The following is a 22,965-nucleotide window of genomic DNA, read 5'->3' on the forward strand; positions in this document are numbered from 1 at the left end:
TTGCCTGATCAATGCCAGCTTTGCGACAAGGTATTTCAAAGTGGAGAGGAAATTGTTTACAGTCAATTTCCCCCTCATTACAATTCTGCGCGCCACCAAGATGACGAAGCTGTATTTGTTGCCACCCACCGGCCTTGTCGCAATACAGTGTTGTCGGGCAAAAAATAGCCAATGCGGAAGTTGGGGCTTCCCCATACTGCATGATGCAGACGTTTGTCCTTCATGCATGTTGACCAACAAAACCAAGAGTTCCTGATATGACCATTCAATTGAAACGCGCAAGCCTTGCCGTTGCCCTGTCCATCCTGGCTGGCACAAGCTTCGCCAAGACCTTCAGCCCGGCAGTGATTTACGACCAGGCTGGCAAGTTCGACAAGAGCTTTAACGAAGCGGCCTATAACGGTGCCGAGCGTTTCAAGAAGGAATTCAAGATCAGCTACCGCGAAGGCACCATCGCGTCGGAAGCGCAGAAGGAACAACTGCTGCGTAACCTGGCGCGCAAGGATGCCGACCTGATCGTCTCCGTGGGCTTCTCCTTCACCCAGGCGGTGGAAACCGTGGCCAAGGAATTCCCCAAGGTGAAATTCACCATTATTGACTCGGTGGCCAAGGGTCCGAACGTACAGAGCATCGTGTTCAAGGAACAGGAAGGCTCCTTCCTGGTGGGCATGGCTGCGGCGCTGGCGTCCAAGTCCGGCAAGGTGGGTTATATCGGTGGCATGGATGTGCCGCTGATCCGCGCCTTTGGCTGTGGCTATGTACAGGGTGCCAAATACGCCAACAAGAAAACCGAAGTCATCCAGAACATGACCGGCACCACCCCGCAGGCCTTCAACGACCCGGCACGTGGCACCGAACTGGCCAAGAGCCAGTTTGACCGTGGTGTGGACGTGGTGTTTGCTGCTGCCGGTGGTACTGGTCTGGGCGTGCTGCAAGCTGCCAAGACGGCAAACAAGCTGTCCATCGGCGTGGATAGCAACCAGAACCACCTGTACCCGGGCTTTGTGCTGACTTCCATGGTGAAGCGCGTGGACAATGCCGTGTACGACACCTTCAAATCCGCCAAGGATGGTAGCTGGAAGCCGGAAGTGAAAGTGATGGGCTTGAAGGAAGGCGGCGTGGACTGGGCGCTGGATGCCAACAACCGCAAGCTGATTTCTGCCGACATGGAAAAGAAGATTGGCGCAGCCAAAAAGGACATCATCAGCGGCAAGCTCAGCGTGGTGGATTACCGCAGCAACAATAGCTGCCCGGTGAAATAAGTCTCTAGATTATCTTTTCCCGGCTGCGGCCCGGGAGGACTGCAGGCACGATGGCTTAGGCTCTCGTGCCTGTTTGGTTCTTGCTGGGTGCGCCGGGATTTATTGCATGCGGGGAAATACAGGCATGACTGATTTCGCCATCGAACTGGCCGGCATCAGCAAGCGCTTTGGCGCAGTGCAGGCCAATCGCGATGTGTCCATGCACATCGCCAAAGGATCCATCCACGGCATCATCGGTGAAAACGGTGCGGGCAAATCCACGCTGATGAGCATTCTGTACGGCTATTACCAGGCCGACGAAGGTTGTATCCGGGTGCATGGTCGTGAAGCGCGTATTCGTAACAGCCAGGAAGCCATCCGGCTGGGCATCGGCATGGTGCATCAGCATTTCATGCTGGTGGATACCTTTACCGTACTGGAAAACATCGTGCTGGGGGCCGAGGGTGGCCTGCTGCTGAAGCAGGGCATGGAACAGGCGCGGGCGCATTTGTTGCAACTGAACCGCGACTATTCGCTGGAAGTGGACCCGGACGCCCTGGTGGGTGAGCTGGGTGTGGGTTTGCAGCAGCGGGTGGAAATCCTCAAGGCGCTGTATCGCGGGGCCGATGTGCTGATTCTGGACGAACCCACCGCAGTGCTGACGCCGCAGGAGGCCGATCATCTGTTCTGCATTCTGCGAGCGCTGCGCGAACAGGGTAAGACAGTAATCCTGATCACCCACAAGCTGCGTGAAGTAATGGACATCACCGATGCGGTCAGCGTGATGCGCGCCGGCACCGTGGTGGGCAATGTACGTACCGCCGATGTCGACAAGGAAAAACTGGCCGACCTGATGGTGGGACGCAAGGTGTCGTTGAAGGTGGACAAGGCCGAGCGCGCACCCGGTGCTGCGGTGTTGGAGGTAGGCAATCTCAGCCTGACCGACGCACGTGGCGTCAAGCTGCTGGACGGGCTGAATTTTCAGGTGCGTGCCGGTGAAATTGTCGGCATTGCCGGGGTGTCCGGCAATGGTCAGTCAGAATTGCTGGAGGTGCTGGCCGGCATGGTGGAGCCGACTGCCGGTGAAATACGCTACCACGGCCAGGACTTGCTACAGGAAAAATCCAGCCAGCCGCGTGCGGCGCTGTACCGTCTGAAGGGTATTGCCCATGTGCCGGAAGACCGCTCGCGCGAGGGGCTGGTGAAATCCTTCCCCATGTTCGAAAACGCCATTCTGGGCTACCACGACGACAAGGCCATCAACCGGCACGGATTGTTTTCGCGCAAGGCGCTACTGGCGCGCACGCGTGATTTTATCCGCCAGTTTGATATCCGCCCGGACAATGCCCAATTGCGGGTGGGCCTGCTGTCCGGCGGCAATCAGCAAAAGGTGGTGCTGGCGCGCGAAATCCACGCCAACCCGGACTTGCTGCTGATTGGCCAGCCCACGCGCGGGGTGGATATCGGTGCTATCGAGTTTATTCACCGCCGCTTGGTGGAATTGCGCGACGCGGGCAAGGCCATCTTGCTGGTGTCGGTGGAACTGGAAGAGATTCTGGCCTTGTCCGATCGCATCCTGGTGATGGCGGGCGGGCAGATCAGCGGCGAGGTGGCGGCCAAGGATGCCGACACCGTATCGCTGGGTTTGTTGATGGGGGGGCATAAACAGTGAAATTCGGACAACCGTCCACCTTGCCGCGCTGGGCGCAATTAAGCGTGCTGCCGGTACTCAATCTGCTGGCGGCATTGCTGGTAACCGGCTTGGTAACCTGGCTGATTGGCGAAGACCCATGGGAATGCCTGCAACTGCTGGTCAGCGGGGCTTTTGGCAGCGGCGAGGGCATCGGCTACACGCTGTTCTACACCACCGGTTTTATTTTTACCGGTCTGGCCGTGGCAACAGCTTTTCATGCCGGGCTGTTCAATATCGGTGGCGAAGGGCAGGCCTATCTGGCTGGCCTTGGCGTCACGCTGGTGGTACTGGCCTTTGATCACACCCTGCCGCCCTTGGTGCTGGTGCCGCTGTGCATTCTGGCCGCCATGGGCTTTGGTGCTGCCTGGGCCTTCATTCCGGGCTGGCTGCAGGCCAAGCGTGGCAGCCACATTGTGGTGACCACCATCATGTTCAACTTCATCGCTTATTCGTTGATGTTGTACCTGATTGGCCATCAGTTGATTGAAACCGGTTCACAAAACCCCACCACCCGAGAGTTTGGCCAAGCTGCGTGGATTCCTGCCATTCATCAGGTGGCCGCTGGCATGGGCATCAGCCTGCCCAGCACCCCGCTAAACCTGACTTTTGTCATGGCCCTGCTGGCTTGCGGCCTGTTTTACCTGTTGGTGTGGCATAGCCGCTGGGGCTTCCAGCTGCGCACTGTGGGGGTGAACGAAAGTGCAGCGCGTTATGCCGGGATCAATGTCAGCAAAACCATCATGCTGGCCATGTGCATCTCCGGTGCGCTGTCCGGTTTTGCCGCCATTAATGAGTTGCTGGGCTCCACCCATCGCATGAATGTGTCCTTTACCAATGGGGTGGGTTTTGTCGGCATCGCGGTGGCGCTGATGGGGCGCAACCATCCGGTGGGCATCATCCTGTCCGCCTTGCTGTTTGGCGGGCTGACCCAGGGCGGGCTGGAGCTGTCGTTTGAAAAGCCGGTGATTACCCGCGAGATGATCATCTTCATCCAGGGTCTGATCATCCTGTTTTGCGGTGCGCTGGAAAACCTGTTCGAGCCCTTCATCGCCGGGCTGTTCAAACGCAAGGAGGGCAAGTGATGGAGCAATGGCTCAGTTTGCTGGATTCAACCATTCGCGTTGCCACGCCGCTGGTGCTGGCAGCCCTGGCCGGCATGTTCTCCGAACGCTCCGGCGTGGTGGATATCGGCCTGGAAGGCAAAATGCTGGTGGCGGCGTTTGCCTCCGGTGCGGCGGCCTTTGTCACCCATTCGCCCTGGCTGGGCCTGTTGGCCGGGGTGATGGCGGCAGTCAGCATGGCCATGGTGCATGCCTTTGTTTCGGTTACTTATAACGGCAATCAGCTGATTTCCGGCATGGCCATCAATACCATTGCCTCCGGCATCACGCCGGTGCTGGGGCTGGCCTGGTTCCAGCAAGGTGGCAATACGCCGCAACTGGATGATGACTCGCGCTTTCACGACATCACCCTGCCGTTTGCCGATGCCTTATCCAATGTGCCGGTGATCGGTCATGTTTACAGCAAGCTGCTGTCCGGTCACAGCATCCTGGTCTACCTCACCATTCTCATCATCCCCTTGGTGAGCTGGGTGGTATACCGCAGCCGCTTTGGCTTACGCCTGCGTGCGGTGGGTGAGAATCCGCATGCAGCGGATACCGCTGGGGTGTCGGTAGCACGCGTGCGTTATATCGCCTTGTTTTGGGGTGGGGTGCTATGCGGCCTGGCCGGCACCTTTCTGTCGGTATACCAGACCGGTTCCTTTATCAAGGAAATGACGGCGGGCAAGGGCTTTCTGGCGCTGGCGGCGCTGATCTTCGGTAAATGGCGTCCGCTGCCTGCGGTGGTGGGCTGCTTGCTGTTTGCCTTTGCCGATGCGGTGCAGATCCGTCTGGAAGGGGTGGATTTGCCCTTGATCGGACAGATTCCCTCGCAGGCCATCCAGGTGATTCCCTATGTGTTGACCGTGCTGTTGCTGGCTGGCTTTGTTGGCAGAGCGGTGGCGCCGAAGGCGATTGGTGTGCCTTTCGTCAAGTCACGTTAAAACCGGAAGGCTGTCTTTGCTGTCATGAAAAACCGGCTGTGGCCGGTTTTTTCATGTGCAGGACAAATGCAGCTGTGATGGGGTCGAAAACCGTCGGTGAATGCACTACAACAAGTGAATATCTGCGGGTTTGCTTACAAAGATCATGCCGAATGAAAACAAAAGCTGCGTAGTGGCAAATGCATGATCGAAAGATGAAATAAAACGGGGGACGTATGTGGCTAAGCGTACTGTTGCTGATATTGATCGGGCTGGCTGTTGCCGGTGTGGCTGGCCTGTTTGGCGGTGCCTTCCGGGCGTGGGATACCGGGCCGGTGTCCGATGCCGAAATTCAGGCGGTCGAACCACCGGTTTTGCCGGTGCTGGCCAAGCGGCGCGATGAGTCGTGGGCGCGCCGTCCCTGGCCGTACATCCGCGACCGACTTACCTTTCCGCCGCTGGATTTTCCCGCCGTCATCATTCATAGCAGCATCACCCCTGGCAAATGCTATCGCGTTGATCTGGCTGCCCTAAGCTGTACCTGCAATTACTTTTTGCTGCGTGGAGCGCGCGCCGCACTAGGCAGCAAGGAAAGGCTGTGCCGCCACCTGCGCCGGGTCTATGCCGAGCGTGGTGGCCTGTCTGCCATTGTGAATATGGTGCTGCTGGATGATGTGCATTTTTGCGAGACTGACCAGCTTTGGTCGGGAGAGGTGGACGGGGTGCCTGTAGCCATTGCCTGGCGCGAAGGGGATCCGTGGGTGACGCTGTATACCCGCAGCAATGCCATGAACCAGGCTGCAGAATTCGAGCGCTACAACTTTCATCTGGATCGCGCGGAATGGGCAGATGGACGGATGCCGCGCTTCAATGCGGCGGCAATTCGGCAGATGCTGGGTGACTGGTTTGGGTCTGGGGATTAAAGCAGGCTGTGCTGAGGTGGGATGGCCTGCATATTATTTTTAAAAATAAATTTTAACATTGCCATGGTGCTTGTTTATTTGTGATGGCATTGAAGTTTTTATAAAAATTTATAGCGTTTGCTGAAATTCCATTGCCTGGTACAGCGCGGTTTGCATATGTACGCGGGTGACTTTTACGTTGTGCTCGCCACGGCGATCGCGCAGCCGGAACTCCCGGCACAGTGCAAAGGGCTGGCCGGAAATGATAAGCAGGTTGGATGTCTGATCGCCCTGGCTGGCATGCAGGCGCAATGCGGGCTGAAAAGATTCATGCGGGCTGGTTAGCATGGGCATGACATCCACGGCTTCCGGGTCGTTGCCGATGAGTTCTGCACCGCAAGATACTTCGTTGGCGTATTCGGACACGGCAGTCCAGCGCACGGCGTAGAGCGATGGTGTGTGATGGGCAAGCTTGTCGGCGACCAGCAGTAGTTCACCGATTTGCAACGACTGATGGCCGGGGTTGCCGCGCAGCAGCAGCCCGCTATCACTCTTGTTTAGTGCCTGGAAAATGGAAATGTGCGAGCGCTGGGGTTTGAAGTCCAGTTTGCCTCGCAAGGGCAGGTTATCCATATTGCTGCCCAGTACCTGGCGGATGGCGCGCATCTGGGCAATCAGTGACATGGATTGCAGGACACTTTGCCGATTGTGTCGTCGTCGCTTGGGTGCGGTCCATGTCTGCGCCAGCTTTTGCGCTACGATCACGGTCAGTGCGCGCGTGGGTCTGCCGCCAGCGCTGTCTGTTGCGCCATAGTGCGACAGCGCGGTGATCACCATGCTCAGATCAAATGCCAGGCAATGTTCGTTGCGCTGCAGGCTGGCGGTATACAGCAGAAACTGCGGCGGGCTGCCACGGGTGAGGTCCAGCAGGTAGATGTGTCCGGGATTGGCCAGCTCTTGCTGTTGCAGCTGGCATAGTGCCACCTTGTCAGCCAGCAGTTCGGTTAGCTGGATGGCGGTTTCAATTTCCTCCCCGGACATGTGCTTGCCGTCGGTAATGCCCAGTAATTGCAGGTGTTGATAGCCAGTCAGTATGCTCATGCCCGATGAAATCGGCTGCGCCAGCCAGCCTTGCTGCAGGGCGGTGTAATACAGATAGTGGGTGGTCAGCCAGTAGCTGGCATTCAAATCCACATGGCAGCGCAAGGCAAAGCAGGCGTAGCGTTGGGCGATGTCCAGCGCCAGGCTCAGTTCCTGCTGGGCCCGGCGTCGCCAGGACAGTAGCGGGCGTGTGCTCAGGGTGGTTTTCAGTAATTGCTGCACCCCTTCCAGTTGCTGAGCAAGCACCTTGCTGCCCATGCGGGCCAGGCGCAGTACCGCGTGGTTGCAGGCATTTTCGCTAAATTGCTCTTCCAGTTGCTGCAGCCACTGCTTGCTGCGGTCAAATAGCTGGCGTTGCAGGCTCAGCCGTAATGAGGGGGAATCTTCGTTTTGCTGGATGAATGCCTGGATTTCCAGCAGCTGTTCACCACTGCCGTATGGATTGGCCGCAGGTAGTCGTTCCAGCCAGCTGCTGACTGTTTTCTGATTCTGATTGTTGCCGATTGCAGTATTCAGACGCATAGGGTCAATCCGGTTTTGTGTGGGGGCGACAGCAGCGTTGATGACCCTTGGTGTATTTTTGGTGTGCAGGGTGCAAGCGTGCTTTTTATTTTAGATGCTCAAGAAAAGCAGCAACGGCTTAAAAGGCGGCAGTATTGATCGTGTTGTAAAACTGGCTGATTTTAATAAATGGCGTGAAAGGTGACGATACGCATAACCACCTAGGCGATTAATTTATTATGGTTTTATTTAAAATAAATAAGCAATTTTAAATCATTAAATAATTAACGCTAACTTGATCAGCAGGATGTCCAGCAGGGGCAGCAAGAATAGCGGCTTGTCTGCAGTCGTCATTTCTTGCTGCACTATAGATAATCCTTTTGTTTTATCAATGGCTGGCCACGGATTAATCGGTATTTGAGGCTTGTCTGGATTTGCCTGATTATCAGCACTTGGCAGCATTGCTTGACTTCACGATATCCAAGTGTGCCGGTTGTGGTGCAATTGGCCTGCCGGTTGCTGGCTGGGTGGGCGCGGCGCTTGATGTGCGGTGACATGTTCTGCGGCTGACTAAAGTATCGCAATGCGATACTATCGTGCAGGATTGCCGCCATCGCACTGGGTGCGCGCTTGTGGTGGGCTGCGACCAGCTGCTTGAAGGACGGTGCTGTACAGCAATAATATGTATCCTGAATGAATCTTAAAGAGTGGCTTGGCATCCTGTCTGTGGCGGCTGGGGCGGCTCGTTTTCTGGTAAAGGTAGCATCATGTTTGGCATCAAGACAAAGCAGGATCTGGAGCAGGCTCGGCAACAAAGTCAACAGTTGCTTGATAAAAATCAGTCGCTTGCGGCAGAGGTGGCTGCGCTGCGTCAACAATTGGCCGATGCGGATGAGCGCGAGCGTAGCCTGCTGGGGCGTCAGCAGTTGCTGGATGGCGTAACAGCAAACTTCCCGCGCTTTGCTGCCTCGCTGGACGGCATGCGCGGGTCGTTCTCCGGTTTGTCGTCCTTGCTGAACGAGGAAGCTGAGGCGGCGCAGGCAACGGCGGCAGAGTCCGATACCAACCGGCGTGCTTTCGAGAAAATCGCCAGTGATTTGCAGGATATGCAACAGCGGATTGGCAGTGCCGGGGAGAAGGTGGAGGGCTTGTCGCGCCGGGCGGGCCAGATTGGCGGCATTGTGCAGCTGATTAAGGAAATTGCCGAGCAAACCAATTTGCTGGCGCTTAACGCTGCCATTGAGGCCGCACGCGCAGGCGAGGCCGGGCGTGGTTTTGCCGTGGTGGCCGATGAGGTGCGCAAGCTGGCGGAGCGTACGGCCAAGGCTACGACCGAGATCAGTGGTCTGGTCAGTGGCATACAGCTGGAAACCAGCCAGGCGCGCGAAGTGATGGAAATGGGGGCGGGCGATGCCGCCAGCCAGAGTGCGGAAAGCATGGCGGCCATGCAGAGCATGCAGCATCTGCTTGGCCTGTCGGTTCACATGCAACAGCGTATTGCCGCCTCGTCGCGGCTGGCTAATGTTGAGCTGGCCAATCTGGAAGAGCTCATGCTCAAGCTGGAGGTGTACAAGACCTTGCTCGGCCTGTCCGGCATGCAGCCGGGGGATGTGCCGGACGAAACGCAATGCCGTCTGGGGCGCTGGTATTACGAGGGTGAAGGGCGTGCCGCCTTTGCCAATCTGCCGGGCTATCGGGCCATGGAGTTGCCGCACAAGGCGGTGCACGACCATGCCCGTGCTGCGGTAAGTAGCTATCGCAGTGGCAATATGGATGCGGCGCTGGCGGCACTGGTGGCCATGGAAGAGGCCAATATGACGGTGATGGCTGGCATGGCCGACATGCTGGCGACAGACCGCTAGGCGGCCTGGGTCGGCTCCATCTTGGGTTTGACGGCGGAGGCTGAAATGACGACAACGGCAGACTGGGAACAGCGCTATCAGGACGCCGGTGCGGCGTATCTGTTTGGCACCGCGCCCAATCAGTACTTGGCCAGTAAGGCCGCCGGTTTTCATGCTGGGCAGCGTGTCATCTGCCTGGCCGATGGCGAGGGGCGGAATTCCGTCTGGCTGGCCGGACTTGGTTTGCGGGTTACCGCCGTAGAGCCCTCGGTCACCGCAGGGCAAAAGGCGGCACAACTGGCGGCGGCGCGGCAGCTGGAAGTTGATTTCTGTCAGCAGGACATGCTGGATGCCGCCTGGCCACCTGCTGCGCTGCAGGGCTGCCATGATTGGGTGGTGGCCATTTTCATGCAGTTTGCCAAGCCCGCTCAAAGGGACAAGCAGTTTGCCGACATGATGCGCCTGTGCCGGCCTGGCGGGCGGCTGCTCTTGCTGGGCTATACCCCGGCCCAGCTGGCTTTGGGGACGGGTGGCCCGTCCGAGATCGATCAGCTTTACACACCGGATTTGCTGCGCCAGGCCTTTGCCGATTGCCAGATCGAAGAGCTGCTTGAGTACCAGACCGTGCTGCAGGAAGGCTTGCGGCATCAGGGCCCATCGGCGTTGATCGGCATGATTGCCCGTCGGCCAGACTGAGCCTGCCGCCTGGCAGCTGCCCGCTACCCGATGGCCTGTCGCCAGGCTGGAACAGAGTTTGCTAGTAGGCAGCACCCAAGGTTGTTATTTTTTTGCCCCCGTCTACGTGGCGGGGGTTTTCTTTTCCAGCGCCGCCAGATAGCGGTACAGCGTGCGCTCGGTTACTTGCAGCCTCTCGGCCAGTGCCCTGCGGCTTAGTCCGCTGTGTGCGACAGCCCAATGCAGATAGGCAGCCTCCACCTCGGCCAGCGGACGCAGTGCGGAGCAAAATTGCAGCGCCGTGCTGGTATCGGTCGGTGCGGCAGCCGGTGGCGTGCCGGGCCATGGCTCGCTCAGCAGGTGCTCCAGCGTGATGGTGTCGCCGTCACTCAGCAGGCTGGCACGTTCCAGCAGATTGCGCAGTTCGCGGATATTGCCATGAAAGGGTTGTTGCATCAGCCACTGCCAGGCAGTGGGTTCCAGTTGCAGTTGACGGCCCGGTGCCACGCGCTCCAGCAGGGCGGTGGCCAGCAGCGGGATGTCCTCGCGCCGCTCGCGTAATGGTGGCAGGCGGATGGGAAACACCGCCAGGCGATAGAACAGGTCGGCACGGAAGCTGCCCTCGGCCACCATGGCTTCCAGATTGCGATGGGTGGCGGCAATCAGGCGGAAACTGGCTGGTATGCTGTTGATACCCCCTACGCGGCGAAAGCTGCCGGATTCCAGCAGACGCAGCAACTTCACTTGCTGTGACAGGGGGAGGTCACCGATTTCATCCAGAAACAGCGTGCCGCCCTGGGCCGCTTCCACCAGGCCCTGCTTGCGTTGCTGGGCACCGGTAAACGCCCCTTTTTCGTAACCGAACAGTTCGCTTTCCAGCAGAGTTTCGGTGAGGCTGGCGCAGTCCACGGCAATGAAGGGACGTTTGCCGGGGCCGCCATTCTGGTGGATGGCGCGCGCCAGGCCTTCTTTGCCAGTACCGGACTCTCCAATCAGCAACACGGCAGCGTGTGAGGGTGCGGCGCGCTGTGCCAGCAACAGCATGCTGCGAAAGGCTGGGCCACGTCCCACCATCTTGTTGGGGGCGGGCTGGCTGCTGGCCTGTGACAGCGGCGTCATTTTCTCGATGAACAGGTGGCGGTGGCCGCTGATATCGGCCAGTGGCATCAGTTCTACATCAACATGCTCGTCGCCGTGGGCGGTGCGGTGGATATGCAGCACCCGTTCCGGCTGGCCGCTGGCCAGCGTCATTTGCAGGGGGCAGGATTCGCCTTCTTCGTTACAGGGCCTGCTGTAACCATGCGACACCGCATAGCAGCGCCGCCCGGTCACTTCCTTGCCGTAGATTGCCTGGTATGAGGGGTTGGCGTGCAGGATGTCGAACTGTTCGGTAATGACGATGCGTGGTTCGTCCAGCTCGTCCAGCATGCGGCTGATGGTTTCCAGGCTGGCTTCATTTGTCAGAGGTGACATGGTGTTGTTTTTGTCATGACAGAAATGACATGTTAGCGCATAAATGCCCAGAAATCAGGGTGAAACAGGGGTTTTGCCGCTGGCATGGCACTTGCAATCAGGATGTACGGGAGGTGCCGCTGCCGGCATTGGCCGGCCATGCCGGGACTGCACCCCATTAACAGAGAGCCAGCCCATGAAGAAGACACCGCGCAAGCTGAGCCGCGAACTGGCCTGGATTATCGGCATCAAGGTTGTGCTGCTGCTGATTATCTGGAAAGCCTTTGTTGCACCCCATCATGTACAGGTCGATGCCGCCAGTGTGGCCGACAACATGCTGGATGTGGCACCGGCCAGCCAACACCTGGAGAAAAACAATGCTAGATAATGTCGTCGACCTGTCGCGACTGCAGTTCGCCGTGACGGCGCTTTACCACTTTCTGTTTGTCCCGCTCACCATCGGCATGGTGTGGCTGTTGGTGATCATGGAGTCCGTGTGGTTGATGACCGGCAAGCAGGTGTATCAGGACATGACCCGCTTCTGGGGCAAGCTGTTCGGCATCAACTTTGCGCTGGGGGTCACCACCGGCATCACCATGGAATTCCAGTTTGGTACCAACTGGGCGTATTACTCACACTATGTGGGGGATATTTTTGGCGCCCCGCTGGCCATCGAGGCGCTGATGGCGTTTTTTCTTGAGTCCACCATGATCGGCCTGTTCTTTTTTGGCTGGAACCGCTTGTCACGCAAGCAGCACCTGCTGGCCACCATCCTGATGGCAGTGGGCACCAATCTGTCGGCCTTGTGGATTCTGATTGCCAATGGCTGGATGCAAAACCCGGTGGGGGCCGAGTTCAGCTACCAGACCATGCGCATGGAAATGACCGATTTTGCCGCTGTGCTGCTCAATCCGGATGCCCAGGCCAAGTTTGTGCATACCGTCAGTGCCGGTTATGTCACCGGGGCCATGTTTGTGCTGTCCATTTCCAGCTGGTATTTGCTGCGCGGGCGCAATGTGGAGTTTGCCCGCAAGAGCTTCCGTATTGCGGCCGCCTTTGGTTTTGCCAGCGTGTGTTCGGTGATTGTGCTGGGGGATGAGTCCGGCTACACGGTGGGCGAGGCGCAGCAGACCAAGCTGGCCGCCATCGAGGCCATGTGGCATACCGAACCGGCCCCCGCATCGTTCAATCTGCTGGCCTGGCCCAATGAAACGCGTATGGAAAACGACTGGCAGGTGAGCATTCCCTGGGTGATGGGTTTGATTGGCACCCGCTCGGTCAGCAAGCAGATTCCCGGCATTCACGAAATCATGGCGCAGAACCGCTTGCGCATTCAGTCCGGCATGTTGGCAGTGCAGGCGCTGGAAACCCTGCGACGTGACCACCTGGACAGCGCGGCCAATAAGGTGCTGGCAGCGCACAAGAAGGATCTGGGTTTTGGCCTGCTGCTGAAGAAATACACTGCCGACGTTGCCCATGCCACCCCGCAGATGATTGATGCCGCCGCGCGCGACACCATTCCACGGGTGGCGCCGATGTTCTGGTCCTTCCGGCTGATGGTGGGCATGGGCATGGCCATGCTGTTGCTGTTTGGCTGGGCCTTCTGGGCTTCGCTCAAGGGCAATTTCCAGCACCGTCCGCGCTTGCTGAAACTGGCCTTGTGGTGTCTGCCGCTGCCGTGGTTGTCCTGCGAACTGGGCTGGATTGTGGCCGAGTATGGCCGCCAGCCGTGGACCATCTACGGCGTGCTGCCCACCCGGCTGTCGGTGTCCACGCTGTCGGTGGAGTCGCTGTACGGTTCGCTGGCTGGTTTTGTCGGTTTCTACACCGTGCTCTTGGTGGTGGAGATGATGCTGATGGTGCGCTTTGCCCGTCAGGGGCCGGGCAGCCTGGGGACGGGCCGCTACGACGAGGAAACCGCTCACTGAACGCTGCGTGCAACACCCCTGCAGCCGCGTTGCGCCAGGGATGTTGTGCTGTTTTGTGTGCCGCACAAAGGAATAATCATGCTGGATTATGCAAGTTTGAAAGTGATCTGGTGGCTGCTGGTCGGCGTATTGCTGGTTGGTTTTGCCATCATGGATGGTCACGATATGGGCGTGGGTACGCTGCTGCCTTTTGTTGGCAAGGACGATACCGAACGGCGAGTGGTGATCAACACCGTCGGCCCGCACTGGGATGGCAACCAGGTGTGGTTCATCACCGGTGGCGGGGCTATTTTTGCCGCCTGGCCGCTGGTGTATGCCACCGCGTTTTCCGGGTTCTACTGGGCGATGCTGCTGGTGTTGTGGGCGCTGTTTTTCCGCCCGGTGGGCTTTGACTACCGCAGCAAAATCGACAACCCTACCTGGCGTTCGGTATGGGACTGGGGCCTGTTTGTCGGTGGAACGGTGCCGCCGCTGATCTTTGGCGTGGCGTTTGGCAATCTGCTGCAGGGCGTGCCGTTTCATTTCGACAACAACCTGGTATCTACTTACGAGGGCAGCTTCTGGGGCTTGCTCAACCCCTTTGCCTTGCTGTGTGGCGTGGTGTCCAGCGCCATGATCACCTTCCACGGCGGGGTGTATCTGGCGCACCGTACCGAGGGCGCTATCCAGCAGCGTGCGCAGCGCTGGGTAAGGGTCTGTGGCTTGATCTGGCTGGCCGGTTTCACCCTGGCCGGCATCTGGCTGGCACTGGGTATTGATGGCTATGTCATTACCTCGGCGGTGCAGCCGGATGCGCTGCCGGACCCGCTGGCCAAAACTGTCAGCCGCGTTGCGGGGGCCTGGCTGGCTAATTATCAGCACTGGCCCTTGAGCATGCTGCTACCCGCCATTGCTTACCTGGGCTGCATTGCCGCCATGTTGCTGCTGCGTGGCGGGCGCAGTTTTGCCGCCTTCTGGGCATCGGCACTGGGCCTGAGCGGGGTGATTGCTACGGCGGGTGTCAGCATGTTTCCCTTCATCATGCCCTCATCCAGCCATCCGGCCTCCAGCCTGACGGTATGGGATAGCGTATCCAGCCAGCTGACACTGGGCCTGATGCTGGTGGTTACGCTGATTTTCATGCCGCTGATCATCCTGTACACGCGCTGGGCCTACCGGGTGATGGCCGGTAAGGTAACCGCTGCCTATGTGCGGGAAAACAATCACAGCGCGTATTGAAAGGAGAGCAGTATGTGGTATTTCGCATGGGTGTTGGGTATTGGTTTTGCCGTATCGCTGGGCATTCTGAATGCCTTGTGGGGTGAGTACGAGGAGGAGCGCAAGCTGCGTTAATACTGCGGCCTGGGTTTGTTCAGCAGGAAAAAAAGCTGGCCTGGGCAAAGTGGTGCAGTAGATGGTCGTACACCACGCGGATGCGGGCCGGTACCGGTCCGCGCTGCGGGCGGTACAGGTTGAGGTTCCAGGGGGCAGGTTGCAGGGCTGGCAGCAGGGCTTGCAGTCTGCCGGCCTTGATCAGCGGAATGGCGATAAACCCGGCTAGTTGGCCGATGCCGATGCCCGCTTCCACGGCGGCACATTCCGCACGCGTATCGGTGGCCATGAAAACTGGTGATGGCGGCTGCCATTGCTGGTCGCCCGCAAAAAACCATGGCCAGGGTTTGCCGGTGTTCGGGTCCAGGCTGACCGTGACCGGCAGCCTGGCCAGTGCTTCCAGTGAATCCGGCACGCCGCAGCGTGCCAGCAGTGCCGGGCTGGCCACAATGAAAAACGGTACCGGGGCCACCGCGCGGGCAATAAAGCGGCTATCGCGCATAAAGCCAACCCGCAGGCCGATGTCGATCTGCTCGTCCACCACATCGCTCATTTCATCAGACAGACGCAGATCAAAGCGCAGGCCGGCATGCTGTTGCAGCAAGCTGGCCAGTGCCGGTGCCAGATGACTTTCCCCCAGCGCAGCCGGCGCGGTGATGCGTACCAGGCCGCTGACATCCTGTTCTGTCTGTTCCCGCTGGTGGAACAGCGCGTCGATATCTTGCACCTTGCGTCTGGCATCCATGGCCAGTGCCGCACCAAAGTCGGTGATGTGGCTGTGACGGGTATTGCGGTGAAACAGCAATTCGCCCTGTAGTTGTTCCAGTTCCTTGATGGCGCGGGTAACCGCTTGCGGTGAGATACCCAGCCGCTGCGCCGCTTCCTTGAAGTTGCTGCTGTCGGCGGCCACGCAAAAAATACGCAGCATTTCCAGACGATTGAGCATGGGCTTCCTCCCGGTGTGTTAGCACGTATTATTCCATTTAATGGAATTGTGAAGTGGCAATAATTTCATTTATTGCGGCACTGGCAGGCGGAATACTGGAGCCCTTCACGGGATAGCCCGGTTAATCTGCGGAGAATGCCATGCAGCAGGAAATCAAGGATAAGGTGGTTGTGATTACCGGAGCCAGTAGTGGTCTGGGTGAGGCGACTGCGCGTCATCTGGCGGCACTGGGGGCTCGGGTGGTGTTGGGTGCGCGCCGGTTGGATCGGCTGGATGCGATTGCAGCAGACATCCGCAGTGCCGGTGGCCAGGTGGTTTGCGTCCCTACCGATGTGACGCGGCTGGCGGATGTGCAGGCCCTGGTTGCTGCGGGGTGCGCAGCCTTTGGCCGTATTGATGTCATCGTCAACAACGCTGGTCTGATGGCGATTGCACCGCTGCAGCAACTGCGTAGCGACGAATGGGACCGCATGATTGATATCAATATCAAGGGCGTGCTGTATGGCATTGCCGCCGTGCTGCCACTGTTCGAGCAGCAGGGCGGTGGGCAGGTGATCAACATCTCTTCGGTGGCCGGGCTGAAAGTGTATGCGCCGGGCGGTACGGTTTATTCCGGTACCAAGTTTGCGGTGCGTGCCATTTCCGAGGGCTTGCGCCAGGAAATGGCTGGCAAGGTGCGCGTGACTTCCATCGAGCCCGGTGCGGTGCAGAGCGAGCTGCCGCTGGGTTCCGGCGATGCTGCCTGCCGGGCCGAGGTGGAGGCCTTCTATCAGCAGCAGGCCATTCCGGCAGATGCGGTGGCACAGGCCATTGCCTATGCCATCGGGCAGCCTGCGGCGGTGGCCATCAACGAAGTGGTACTGCGTCCCACAGTGCAGGATTTCTGACTACGAGCCACCGGGGCGTGGCTTAGCGGGGAATCCTGACCCCGTCTTCGTCAAAGTCGCCGCGTGCCGCACCGCTGTGGCAGGCCTGGCAGTTGGATGCACTGCCGATGGATTTGCGCTTCCATACTGCCGGGCTGATTTCATCGTGTTTATGGATGAACCCGCCGCTGCGGGTGATGCGTGGCGGTTCGCCCGTTGCCGGTGGTTCTGCCGCGCCGCGCCCGCTGGCCGCTGCCGTGGCCAGATAGTTGCGGATGACTTTTTCGTCCTCTGCGGTCAGGGTGGCGTTGACGCCGTAATGATTCTTCAGCGTGTCCATCTGCTTTTTCCAGGCAGAGGCGGGCAGCAATCCGGGCGGATAAGCCATGTGGCAGCTACCACATTCGGTTTTCCAGACCGCCGGTGCCTGAGCCAGTGCGCGGCCTGTTTGCTTGGGGTGTTTTTCGCGGTTTTGGTGTTCTCCGTCCTCGGCCCACAGTGTGGCGCTGGCACCGGCAAGCAGAAGCAGGGCAGTCAACAGCATCGGTTTTTTCATGGTATTCATCCTTATTTCAGGCTGCTCAAAAATGTCACAAAGTCGCCTTTTTCCTGTGCCGTGCATTCCCGCTTGAACACATCATCACAATTGCGGCGAAACCATTTCTCCACCTTTTTTGCATCCGTGAAACGAGATGGCGTAACGACTGGCGCCATGGCATCGATCGGACGAAAAGCCGGCGTCTTGCCGGGCTGGCGCGGGTCGGCAGTGTGGCAGGCGGCACAGCTGATTTTCTTGCCGTTCTGTATGGTTTCCCGGTAGTACAAGGCCTTGCCGCGCTCGGCAGAAAACCCGGTAAATCCGCTATTGGCCTGCTTGGCCTGACTGGTGTAGTCGCTGATGATGGCAGGGCTTGCCATCACCGCCTTGCTAAGCAGAGCCAGGGTCAGAATCATCCATGGACGCATTGTTCATCCTCCTGTATTGAGCACAGGCTGATAGTAGTTTTGCCGGCTTAAGTGATGCTTAACGCGGGTCATTCCATGGTGTTACCCCGGTGGCGGGTTTAATCACGCATTAAGTTTCCCGTCGCATGATGCAGGCTTGTTCTAGTCTGATCGGAGAAGCCACATGGGTTTCAGGGTGTTTCACTGGGTGATGGTCGTGGTGTTTTTGTCGGCCTATTTCAGCGGAGATGACGCCGGGCTGGCACATGCCTGGCTGGGCTATGCTTGTCTGCTGGTATTGGGCTGGCGCGTACTGGCAACATGGCGGCGCATGAAGGGTTTTCCTGCGGGGTTGCGTCTGTCGCGCTTACGCAGTAGTGGGCAGTGGAGCCGGCTCCTTACCCTTGGCCTGCTGAGTGTCATGGTGCTGCTGGTATTAAGCGGCGTACTGATGGTGGATAACGCGGCGGTCATCAGCCATGGCCTGCAGTGGCTGATGCCACAGTCAGGTGCCGACGCGCTGGGTAGCCTGTTTGCTGGCTTGCCCTTGGTGGATGCTGCCGATGTCCACGCCATGCTGGCAACGCTGAGCTTGTGGCTGATTGGCCTGCATATCGGCATATTGCTGTTGTTTCGCCGCCCAGCGCTGGGTTTTATGCTGGGCTGGCCCAGGCCGAAGCGCGTTGAAACCAGCCCGCCCGGCATGACAGCCGCCCCCGTGCCGCAGCCGGTGCCGCCGCTTGATGCGACCATGCTGCAGGTGCGCTTGCACGGGGTGAATCACACGCTGGTGATGCCAGCTGGCCATCGTCTGCTGGATGCAATGGAGCAGCATGGGCTACAGCCGCCCTGTCGTTGTCGGGCTGGCATGTGTGGCGCATGCCGATGCAAGGTGGCGCAGGGCAAAGTGGTCATGCACAATAATCTTGTGCTATCCCAAGAAGAAATCGACGATGGCTGGATATTGGCCTGTCAGGCAGAAGCGGATGCGCCTTTGCTGGACATCAGTTTTGACCATGCCGCCCACCCGGTGGCGGCTCCTCACGATCACTAGGCTTCCCAGGTGAAAACAAACCAGAACCTGCTGTATGCGGTCTTACTGTCCTCCCCGCTGCTGGCTTTGCTGGCATGGGCGCTGCAGCGCCTGTCCGGCCTGCACCTGCCGGTGGATGCCATGCTGGCGGTATCGGCCATGCCGGCTGTGCTGCTGCTGTTGCTGGATTCATGGCGCGCCATCCGGCAGCGCGATGTTGGGGTTGATCTGCTGGCGCTGATGTCGATTGCCGGCTCTCTGGCGCTGGATCAGCCGCTGACGGCGGCCATCATCGCGGCGATGACCGCCAGTGGCCGCTGGCTGGACAGCTATGCCGCCGGGCGTGCCGAGCGCGAAATGTCCGGCCTGCTGGCGCGTGCGCCGCGTCATGCCAACCGGGTGGATGCCAATGGCCTGCAGCGGGTGGCGCTGGACGAGGTAAGGGTTGGCGACCGGCTGCTGGTGAAGGCTGGTGAAACCGTACCGGTAGATGGCCGGCTGCTGGATGCCGCCGCCTTGCTGGACGAGTCGGCCCTTACCGGCGAAGCCAAGCCGGTTGCGCATCAAACCGGCGCACTGCTGCGCAGTGGCACGCTGAACGCCGCAGCCGCTTTCAGCATGACGGCAACCACTACCGCCGCACAAAGTACCTTCAGCGGCATCGTGAAACTGGTGTCCGAGGCCAGCCAGGCGCGGGCACCGCTTACCCGCATGGCTGACCGCTATGCGCTGTGGTTCATTCCGCTGGCGCTGGGGCTGGCCGGCCTTGCCTGGCTGCTAAGCCACGACCCATTGCGGGCGCTGGCTGTTTTGGTGGTGGCGACGCCCTGTCCGCTGGTGCTGGCCGTGCCGGTGGCCATGCTGTCGGGGATCTCCCGCTGTGCCAGCCGTGGTGTGCTGGTAAAGGGTGGGGCGGTGCTGGAGGCGCTGGATCGTGCCACGCTGCTGTTTTTTGACAAGACCGGCACGCTCACCGGTGGCAAGGCCAGGCTGGTGGCCATTCACCCGGCAGTGGCAATTGCACCCGCCGAGGTACTGCGCCTGGCGGCTGCACTGGATCAGATGTCCTGCAATGTGATTGCCACCGCCGTGTTGCAGGCGGCACTGGAGCAGGGCGAAACCGACCTGCCCATGCCGCAGCAACTGGAAGAAACACCCGGAGCCGGCTTGAGCGGCATGCTGGATGGCCAGCGGCTGGTGTTGGGCAGCCATGCTTTTGTGGCCGGGCAGCTCAAGGCCATGCCCACCTGGGCAACGGCATTGCAGGCACGTCTGGATATCGAGGGAGCCAGCGCGGTATTTGTTGCGCGTGATGACGAACTGCTGGGCGTGCTGGAAATGTCAGACCAGCTGCGGCTGGAAACCCCGCGCGCCTTGCGCATGCTGCGCCGTAGCGGAATCCGGCAGATCAGCATGCTGTCCGGTGATCGCCAGGATGTGGCGGAAGCCATCGGCCATGGCATCGGTGTGGACCGGATTTATGCCGGGCTGCAGCCACAGGACAAGCTGCGTCAGCTGCAGCAGGCTGCCAGCCAGGGGGTGACCATCATGGTGGGTGATGGCGTCAATGATGCCCCGGCGCTCAGCGCTGCCGGTGTCGGTGTGGCCATGGGTGGGCAGGGGGCGGCAGCGGCGGCAGAGAGTGCTGGCGTTGTGTTGCTGAACGATAGGCTGGACCGGCTGGCCGAGGTGGTGATGACCGCACACCGGACCATGGCGATTGCCCGGCAAAGCGTCATGGCCGGTATGGGCCTGTCTTTGCTGGCGATGCTGGCGGCCGCCATGGGCTATCTGCCACCGGTTGCCGGGGCGGTGTTGCAGGAGCTGATTGATGTTGCCGTTATCCTGAATGCCCTGCGGGCGCTGGCACCGCACCCGGCGCTGCTACAGACCCGGCCTTTGACGACCGATGCCGCACAGCAGCTGAATGACGAGCATGCAAGGCTGCATCCCCTGCTGCAGCAATTGGCGGCACTGGCGCGCGGCCTGCCACAGCTACAGCATGCCCAGCAGCTGGAGGAGCTGGCACGGCTGGATGCCATGCTGACCCAGCAACTGCTGCCGCATGAAAAAATGGAAGAGCAGCATGTTTACCCGGCCATGGCGCAGGTGCTGGGCGGGGAGGACCCACTGGCTGCGCTGAGCCGCAGCCACCAGGAAATTTTCAAACTCTCCCGCAAGCTGGCCATGCAGATAGCCGCCTTGCCCCGGCCTGCATCACAGCTGGAAATGCTGGAGTTGCAACGCACGCTGTACAGCCTGGATACGGTGTTGCAACTGCATTTTGTCCAGGAAGACGAGCTGTATCAGAGCATGAGTTGATGTCGCCTCAGTCCCAGTCGGGAGCCAGACCGGCGGGGTTCACCTCGCGGCCATTACGCTCCAGGCTGGCAATAGCGGCCATGTCCCCGGCGCTCAGGCGCAGTTGTCTGGCCAGCAGATTGCTGGCCAGGTTTTCGCGACGGGTGGACGACGGAATCACGGAATAACCCAGCTGCATGGCCCAGGCCAGTGCCACCTGAGCAACCGTGGCCTGCTGGCGGCGGGCAATATCCGCCAGCAAGGGGTCGTGCAGCACCTTGCCATAGGCCAGGGTCATGTAGGAGGTGACGTGAATGCCTTCAGCCTGCAAGAAGCCAGCCAGCTTGCGGTTTTGCAGATAGGGGCTTAGTTCAATCTGGTTGGTTGCGATAGCCTCCTTGCCGACAGTTGCAATGGCCTGCCGGGTAAGATCGATATTGAAGTTGGACACACCGATACGACGTGTCAGCCCCTGTTGCTGCGCCTGCGCCAGTGCCGTCATGCATTCTTCCACGGTAATGCCGCGTTCTGGGGCTGGCCAGTGGATGAGCGTCAGGTCCAGGTGGTCGGTACGCAGCTGGTCCAGGCTGTGCATCAGGCTGGGCAGCAGTTTGTCGGCAGACATGTGCTCCACCCAGATCTTGGTGGTAAGAAACAGCTGGTCACGGGCGATGCCGGAGGCGGCAACGGCCTGTCCTACTTCTGCTTCATTGTCATAGATCTGGGCGGTGTCGATGGTGCGGTAGCCCAGTTCCAGGGCGGTGCTGACCGAATCGATAAGCTGCTGGCCTTGCAGGCGGAACGTGCCAAGGCCGAAGGCGGGAATCTTGCTCATGGTGTGTACCCCGTGGTGAATAAGTGGTGTGACTGGCCGGGCTGCTGCCCGGCCTGAACATCAGGGTTTGACCTGGCAGGTATCGGGGCGTGTGCCGCGTGCTGCCTGCCGCTGCCGGGCCAGCTGGGCGAGCACCAGCAGCAGGCCCGCCGCTGCGATCACGGCACCGACAATCGGCACAGCGCCATAGCCAAGCCCGGTGGAGATGGCGGCACCACCGGCAGCTGCCCCCAGCGCATTACCCAGATTGAAGGCACCGACATTGACCGAGGAGGCCAGACCGGGGGCTTCTGCGGCAGCCCGCATCACCCGCATCTGTAATGGCGGCACCACGGCAAAGGTGGCAATCCCCCATACCACAATGGCAAAGGCGGCACCGCCATGGCTTTGCGCCAGCTGCGGGAAGGCCAGCATGATGGCCACCAGCAGGGTAAGAAAAACGATCAGGCTGCCGTTGAGCGTGCGGTCGGCCAGTCGGCCACCAGCCAGATTGCCAATCGAGAAACCGATTCCCACCAGCACCAGCATGGCCGTGACAAAGCCCGGTGTGGCACCGGTCAGCTGTTGCAGCGTCGGCGCAATATAGGTGTAGAGCGTAAACATGCCGCCAGAACCCAGCACCGTCGTGGCCATGGCCGTCAGGACTTCCGGGCGGCTTAGTACCTTCAGCTCCCGTGCTACTTGCGGTGCTTGTCCGGCCGCGCCGCGCGGCAAGGCCAGCCGCAAGGTCAGCATGGTGATTAGCCCCAGCACGGCGGTAGCGGCAAACGACATGCGCCAGCCAATGGCCTGTCCCAGCCAGGTGGCCGCCGGCACACCGCCAATATTGGCAATGGTCAGCCCCATAAACATGGTGGCAACCGCACTGGCCTGCTTGTGGCGTGGCACCACGCTGGCCGCCACCAGTGAACCCAGCCCGAAAAATGCACCGTGATTCAGGCTGGTTACCAAGCGGGCCAGCAGCAGTGTGGTGTAGTCGGTTGATACGGCTGACAGCAGATTACCTACGGTGAAAATGCTCATCAGCACTATCAGGGCCCGGCGGCGTGGCCAGTGCGACAGCAGGATGGTCATCAGCGGTGCACCCAGCATCACACCAATGGCATAGGCAGTGATCAGCATGCCGGTTGCCGGAATAGAGGCGTGCACACCCTGCGCAATTACCGGCAGCAGGCCCATGGGGGAGAACTCGGTGGTGCCGATGCTGAAGGCGCCCATGGCCAGTGCCAGTAAAGACAGCCAGGCCTTGTCGCGATTGGACGGCGCAGTGTTTGCTAGCGTGCGCATTGCTGCCCCTCCAGGTGTTGGTGGTGCTGTGCTGGCAGGTCTGCCGTGTTGCCGGCAGTGGCAGGGTTGATGACGTAAAGGGTG

22 protein-coding genes are annotated in these 22,965 nt (G+C 59.8%); 14 read left to right on the forward strand and 8 right to left on the reverse strand.

What is annotated here, in order from left to right; all coding sequences use genetic code 11:
* The first annotated feature begins 257 nt into the window (after positions 1-257).
* From ACODR9_RS17120 to ACODR9_RS17140, 5 genes are all read left to right on the forward strand, one after another.
* Positions 258-1,262 carry a BMP family lipoprotein gene (locus tag ACODR9_RS17120; protein WP_488810606.1) on the forward strand — a complete coding sequence of 335 codons (1,005 nt, stop codon included), beginning with the start codon at positions 258-260 and terminating at the stop codon, positions 1,260-1,262.
* A gap of 124 nt (positions 1,263-1,386) precedes the next feature.
* A complete protein-coding gene (locus tag ACODR9_RS17125; RefSeq protein WP_488810607.1) occupies positions 1,387-2,913 on the forward strand; it encodes an ABC transporter ATP-binding protein in 1,527 nt (508 codons plus the stop codon).
* Entirely contained in the window at positions 2,910-4,016 is a 1,107-nt protein-coding gene (locus ACODR9_RS17130; protein ID WP_488810608.1) for an ABC transporter permease, read from the forward strand. Before ACODR9_RS17125 ends, ACODR9_RS17130 begins: the two co-directional genes overlap by 4 nt.
* Positions 4,016-4,978 (forward strand): ABC transporter permease, encoded by a 963-nt coding sequence (locus tag ACODR9_RS17135; protein ID WP_488810609.1) that lies wholly within the window; start codon positions 4,016-4,018, stop codon positions 4,976-4,978. The genes ACODR9_RS17130 and ACODR9_RS17135 overlap by 1 nt, the downstream gene beginning before the upstream one ends.
* Before the next feature lie 215 nt (positions 4,979-5,193).
* Positions 5,194-5,880 carry a hypothetical protein gene (locus ACODR9_RS17140; RefSeq protein ID WP_488810610.1) on the forward strand — a complete coding sequence of 229 codons (687 nt, stop codon included), beginning with the start codon at positions 5,194-5,196 and terminating at the stop codon, positions 5,878-5,880.
* 108 nt (positions 5,881-5,988) lie between these two features.
* Here the strand turns inward: ACODR9_RS17140 and ACODR9_RS17145 are convergent, their stop codons facing one another.
* Positions 5,989-7,482: a hypothetical protein gene (locus tag ACODR9_RS17145; RefSeq protein ID WP_488810611.1), complete on the reverse strand. Its 1,494-nt coding sequence runs from the start codon at positions 7,480-7,482 to the stop codon at positions 5,989-5,991.
* A gap of 255 nt (positions 7,483-7,737) precedes the next feature.
* Positions 7,738-7,923 carry a hypothetical protein gene (locus ACODR9_RS17150; protein WP_488810613.1) on the reverse strand — a complete coding sequence of 62 codons (186 nt, stop codon included), beginning with the start codon at positions 7,921-7,923 and terminating at the stop codon, positions 7,738-7,740.
* Positions 7,924-8,228: 305 nt separating this feature from the next.
* On the opposite strand from ACODR9_RS17150, the gene ACODR9_RS17155 reads away from it, so the two are divergent.
* A complete protein-coding gene (locus ACODR9_RS17155; protein ID WP_488810615.1) occupies positions 8,229-9,323 on the forward strand; it encodes a methyl-accepting chemotaxis protein in 1,095 nt (364 codons plus the stop codon).
* 45 nt (positions 9,324-9,368) lie between these two features.
* The gene (locus ACODR9_RS17160; protein WP_488810617.1) at positions 9,369-9,998 is read left to right on the forward strand and encodes a class I SAM-dependent methyltransferase; all 630 of its coding nucleotides are present in this window, start codon (positions 9,369-9,371) and stop codon (positions 9,996-9,998) included.
* A 102-nt stretch (positions 9,999-10,100) separates the two neighbouring features.
* Here the strand turns inward: ACODR9_RS17160 and ACODR9_RS17165 are convergent, their stop codons facing one another.
* A complete protein-coding gene (locus tag ACODR9_RS17165) occupies positions 10,101-11,450 on the reverse strand; it encodes a sigma-54 interaction domain-containing protein (protein WP_488810619.1) in 1,350 nt (449 codons plus the stop codon).
* A 175-nt stretch (positions 11,451-11,625) separates the two neighbouring features.
* On the opposite strand from ACODR9_RS17165, the gene cydP reads away from it, so the two are divergent.
* The 4 genes from cydP (at position 11,626) to cydX (ending at position 14,689) form a co-directional block, all read left to right on the forward strand.
* Positions 11,626-11,817, forward strand: a complete 192-nt coding sequence (cydP, locus tag ACODR9_RS17170) for a cytochrome oxidase putative small subunit CydP (RefSeq protein WP_488810621.1) — start codon at positions 11,626-11,628, stop codon at positions 11,815-11,817.
* Positions 11,807-13,357 (forward strand): cytochrome ubiquinol oxidase subunit I, encoded by a 1,551-nt coding sequence (locus tag ACODR9_RS17175; protein ID WP_488810623.1) that lies wholly within the window; start codon positions 11,807-11,809, stop codon positions 13,355-13,357. The genes cydP and ACODR9_RS17175 overlap by 11 nt, the downstream gene beginning before the upstream one ends.
* 78 nt (positions 13,358-13,435) lie before the next feature.
* The gene (gene cydB, locus ACODR9_RS17180) at positions 13,436-14,575 is read left to right on the forward strand and encodes a cytochrome d ubiquinol oxidase subunit II (RefSeq protein WP_488810625.1); all 1,140 of its coding nucleotides are present in this window, start codon (positions 13,436-13,438) and stop codon (positions 14,573-14,575) included.
* A gap of 12 nt (positions 14,576-14,587) precedes the next feature.
* Positions 14,588-14,689 (forward strand): cytochrome bd-I oxidase subunit CydX, encoded by a 102-nt coding sequence (gene cydX / locus ACODR9_RS17185; protein ID WP_488810627.1) that lies wholly within the window; start codon positions 14,588-14,590, stop codon positions 14,687-14,689.
* Positions 14,690-14,708: 19 nt separating this feature from the next.
* Here cydX and ACODR9_RS17190 read toward each other — a convergent pair whose 3' ends face one another.
* On the reverse strand, positions 14,709-15,614 hold the full coding sequence (locus tag ACODR9_RS17190; protein WP_488810629.1) for a LysR family transcriptional regulator: 906 nt from the start codon (positions 15,612-15,614) through the stop codon (positions 14,709-14,711).
* A 140-nt stretch (positions 15,615-15,754) separates the two neighbouring features.
* On the opposite strand from ACODR9_RS17190, the gene ACODR9_RS17195 reads away from it, so the two are divergent.
* Complete coding sequence (locus ACODR9_RS17195; RefSeq protein ID WP_488810631.1) at positions 15,755-16,501, forward strand: SDR family oxidoreductase; 747 nt, start codon at positions 15,755-15,757, stop codon at positions 16,499-16,501.
* A 22-nt stretch (positions 16,502-16,523) separates the two neighbouring features.
* Here the strand turns inward: ACODR9_RS17195 and ACODR9_RS17200 are convergent, their stop codons facing one another.
* Both ACODR9_RS17200 and ACODR9_RS17205 read right to left on the reverse strand, forming a co-directional pair.
* A complete protein-coding gene (locus ACODR9_RS17200) occupies positions 16,524-17,036 on the reverse strand; it encodes a diheme cytochrome c (protein ID WP_488810633.1) in 513 nt (170 codons plus the stop codon).
* Between the two features lie 11 nt (positions 17,037-17,047).
* Positions 17,048-17,446, reverse strand: a complete 399-nt coding sequence (locus ACODR9_RS17205; protein ID WP_488810635.1) for a DUF1924 domain-containing protein — start codon at positions 17,444-17,446, stop codon at positions 17,048-17,050.
* Positions 17,447-17,609: 163 nt separating this feature from the next.
* On the opposite strand from ACODR9_RS17205, the gene ACODR9_RS17210 reads away from it, so the two are divergent.
* Together ACODR9_RS17210 and ACODR9_RS17215 are read left to right on the forward strand one after the other, a co-directional pair.
* Complete coding sequence (locus ACODR9_RS17210; RefSeq protein WP_488810637.1) at positions 17,610-18,479, forward strand: 2Fe-2S iron-sulfur cluster-binding protein; 870 nt, start codon at positions 17,610-17,612, stop codon at positions 18,477-18,479.
* A 9-nt stretch (positions 18,480-18,488) separates the two neighbouring features.
* The gene (locus tag ACODR9_RS17215) at positions 18,489-20,780 is read left to right on the forward strand and encodes a heavy metal translocating P-type ATPase (protein WP_488810639.1); all 2,292 of its coding nucleotides are present in this window, start codon (positions 18,489-18,491) and stop codon (positions 20,778-20,780) included.
* 7 nt (positions 20,781-20,787) lie between these two features.
* Here the strand turns inward: ACODR9_RS17215 and dkgB are convergent, their stop codons facing one another.
* Both dkgB and ACODR9_RS17225 read right to left on the reverse strand, forming a co-directional pair.
* On the reverse strand, positions 20,788-21,594 hold the full coding sequence (dkgB, locus tag ACODR9_RS17220) for a 2,5-didehydrogluconate reductase DkgB (RefSeq protein WP_488810641.1): 807 nt from the start codon (positions 21,592-21,594) through the stop codon (positions 20,788-20,790).
* A gap of 60 nt (positions 21,595-21,654) precedes the next feature.
* Positions 21,655-22,881: an MFS transporter gene (locus ACODR9_RS17225; protein WP_488810643.1), complete on the reverse strand. Its 1,227-nt coding sequence runs from the start codon at positions 22,879-22,881 to the stop codon at positions 21,655-21,657.
* Between the last annotated feature and the right edge of the window lie 84 nt (positions 22,882-22,965).

Source organism: Aquitalea sp. FG25 (assembly GCF_057809375.1).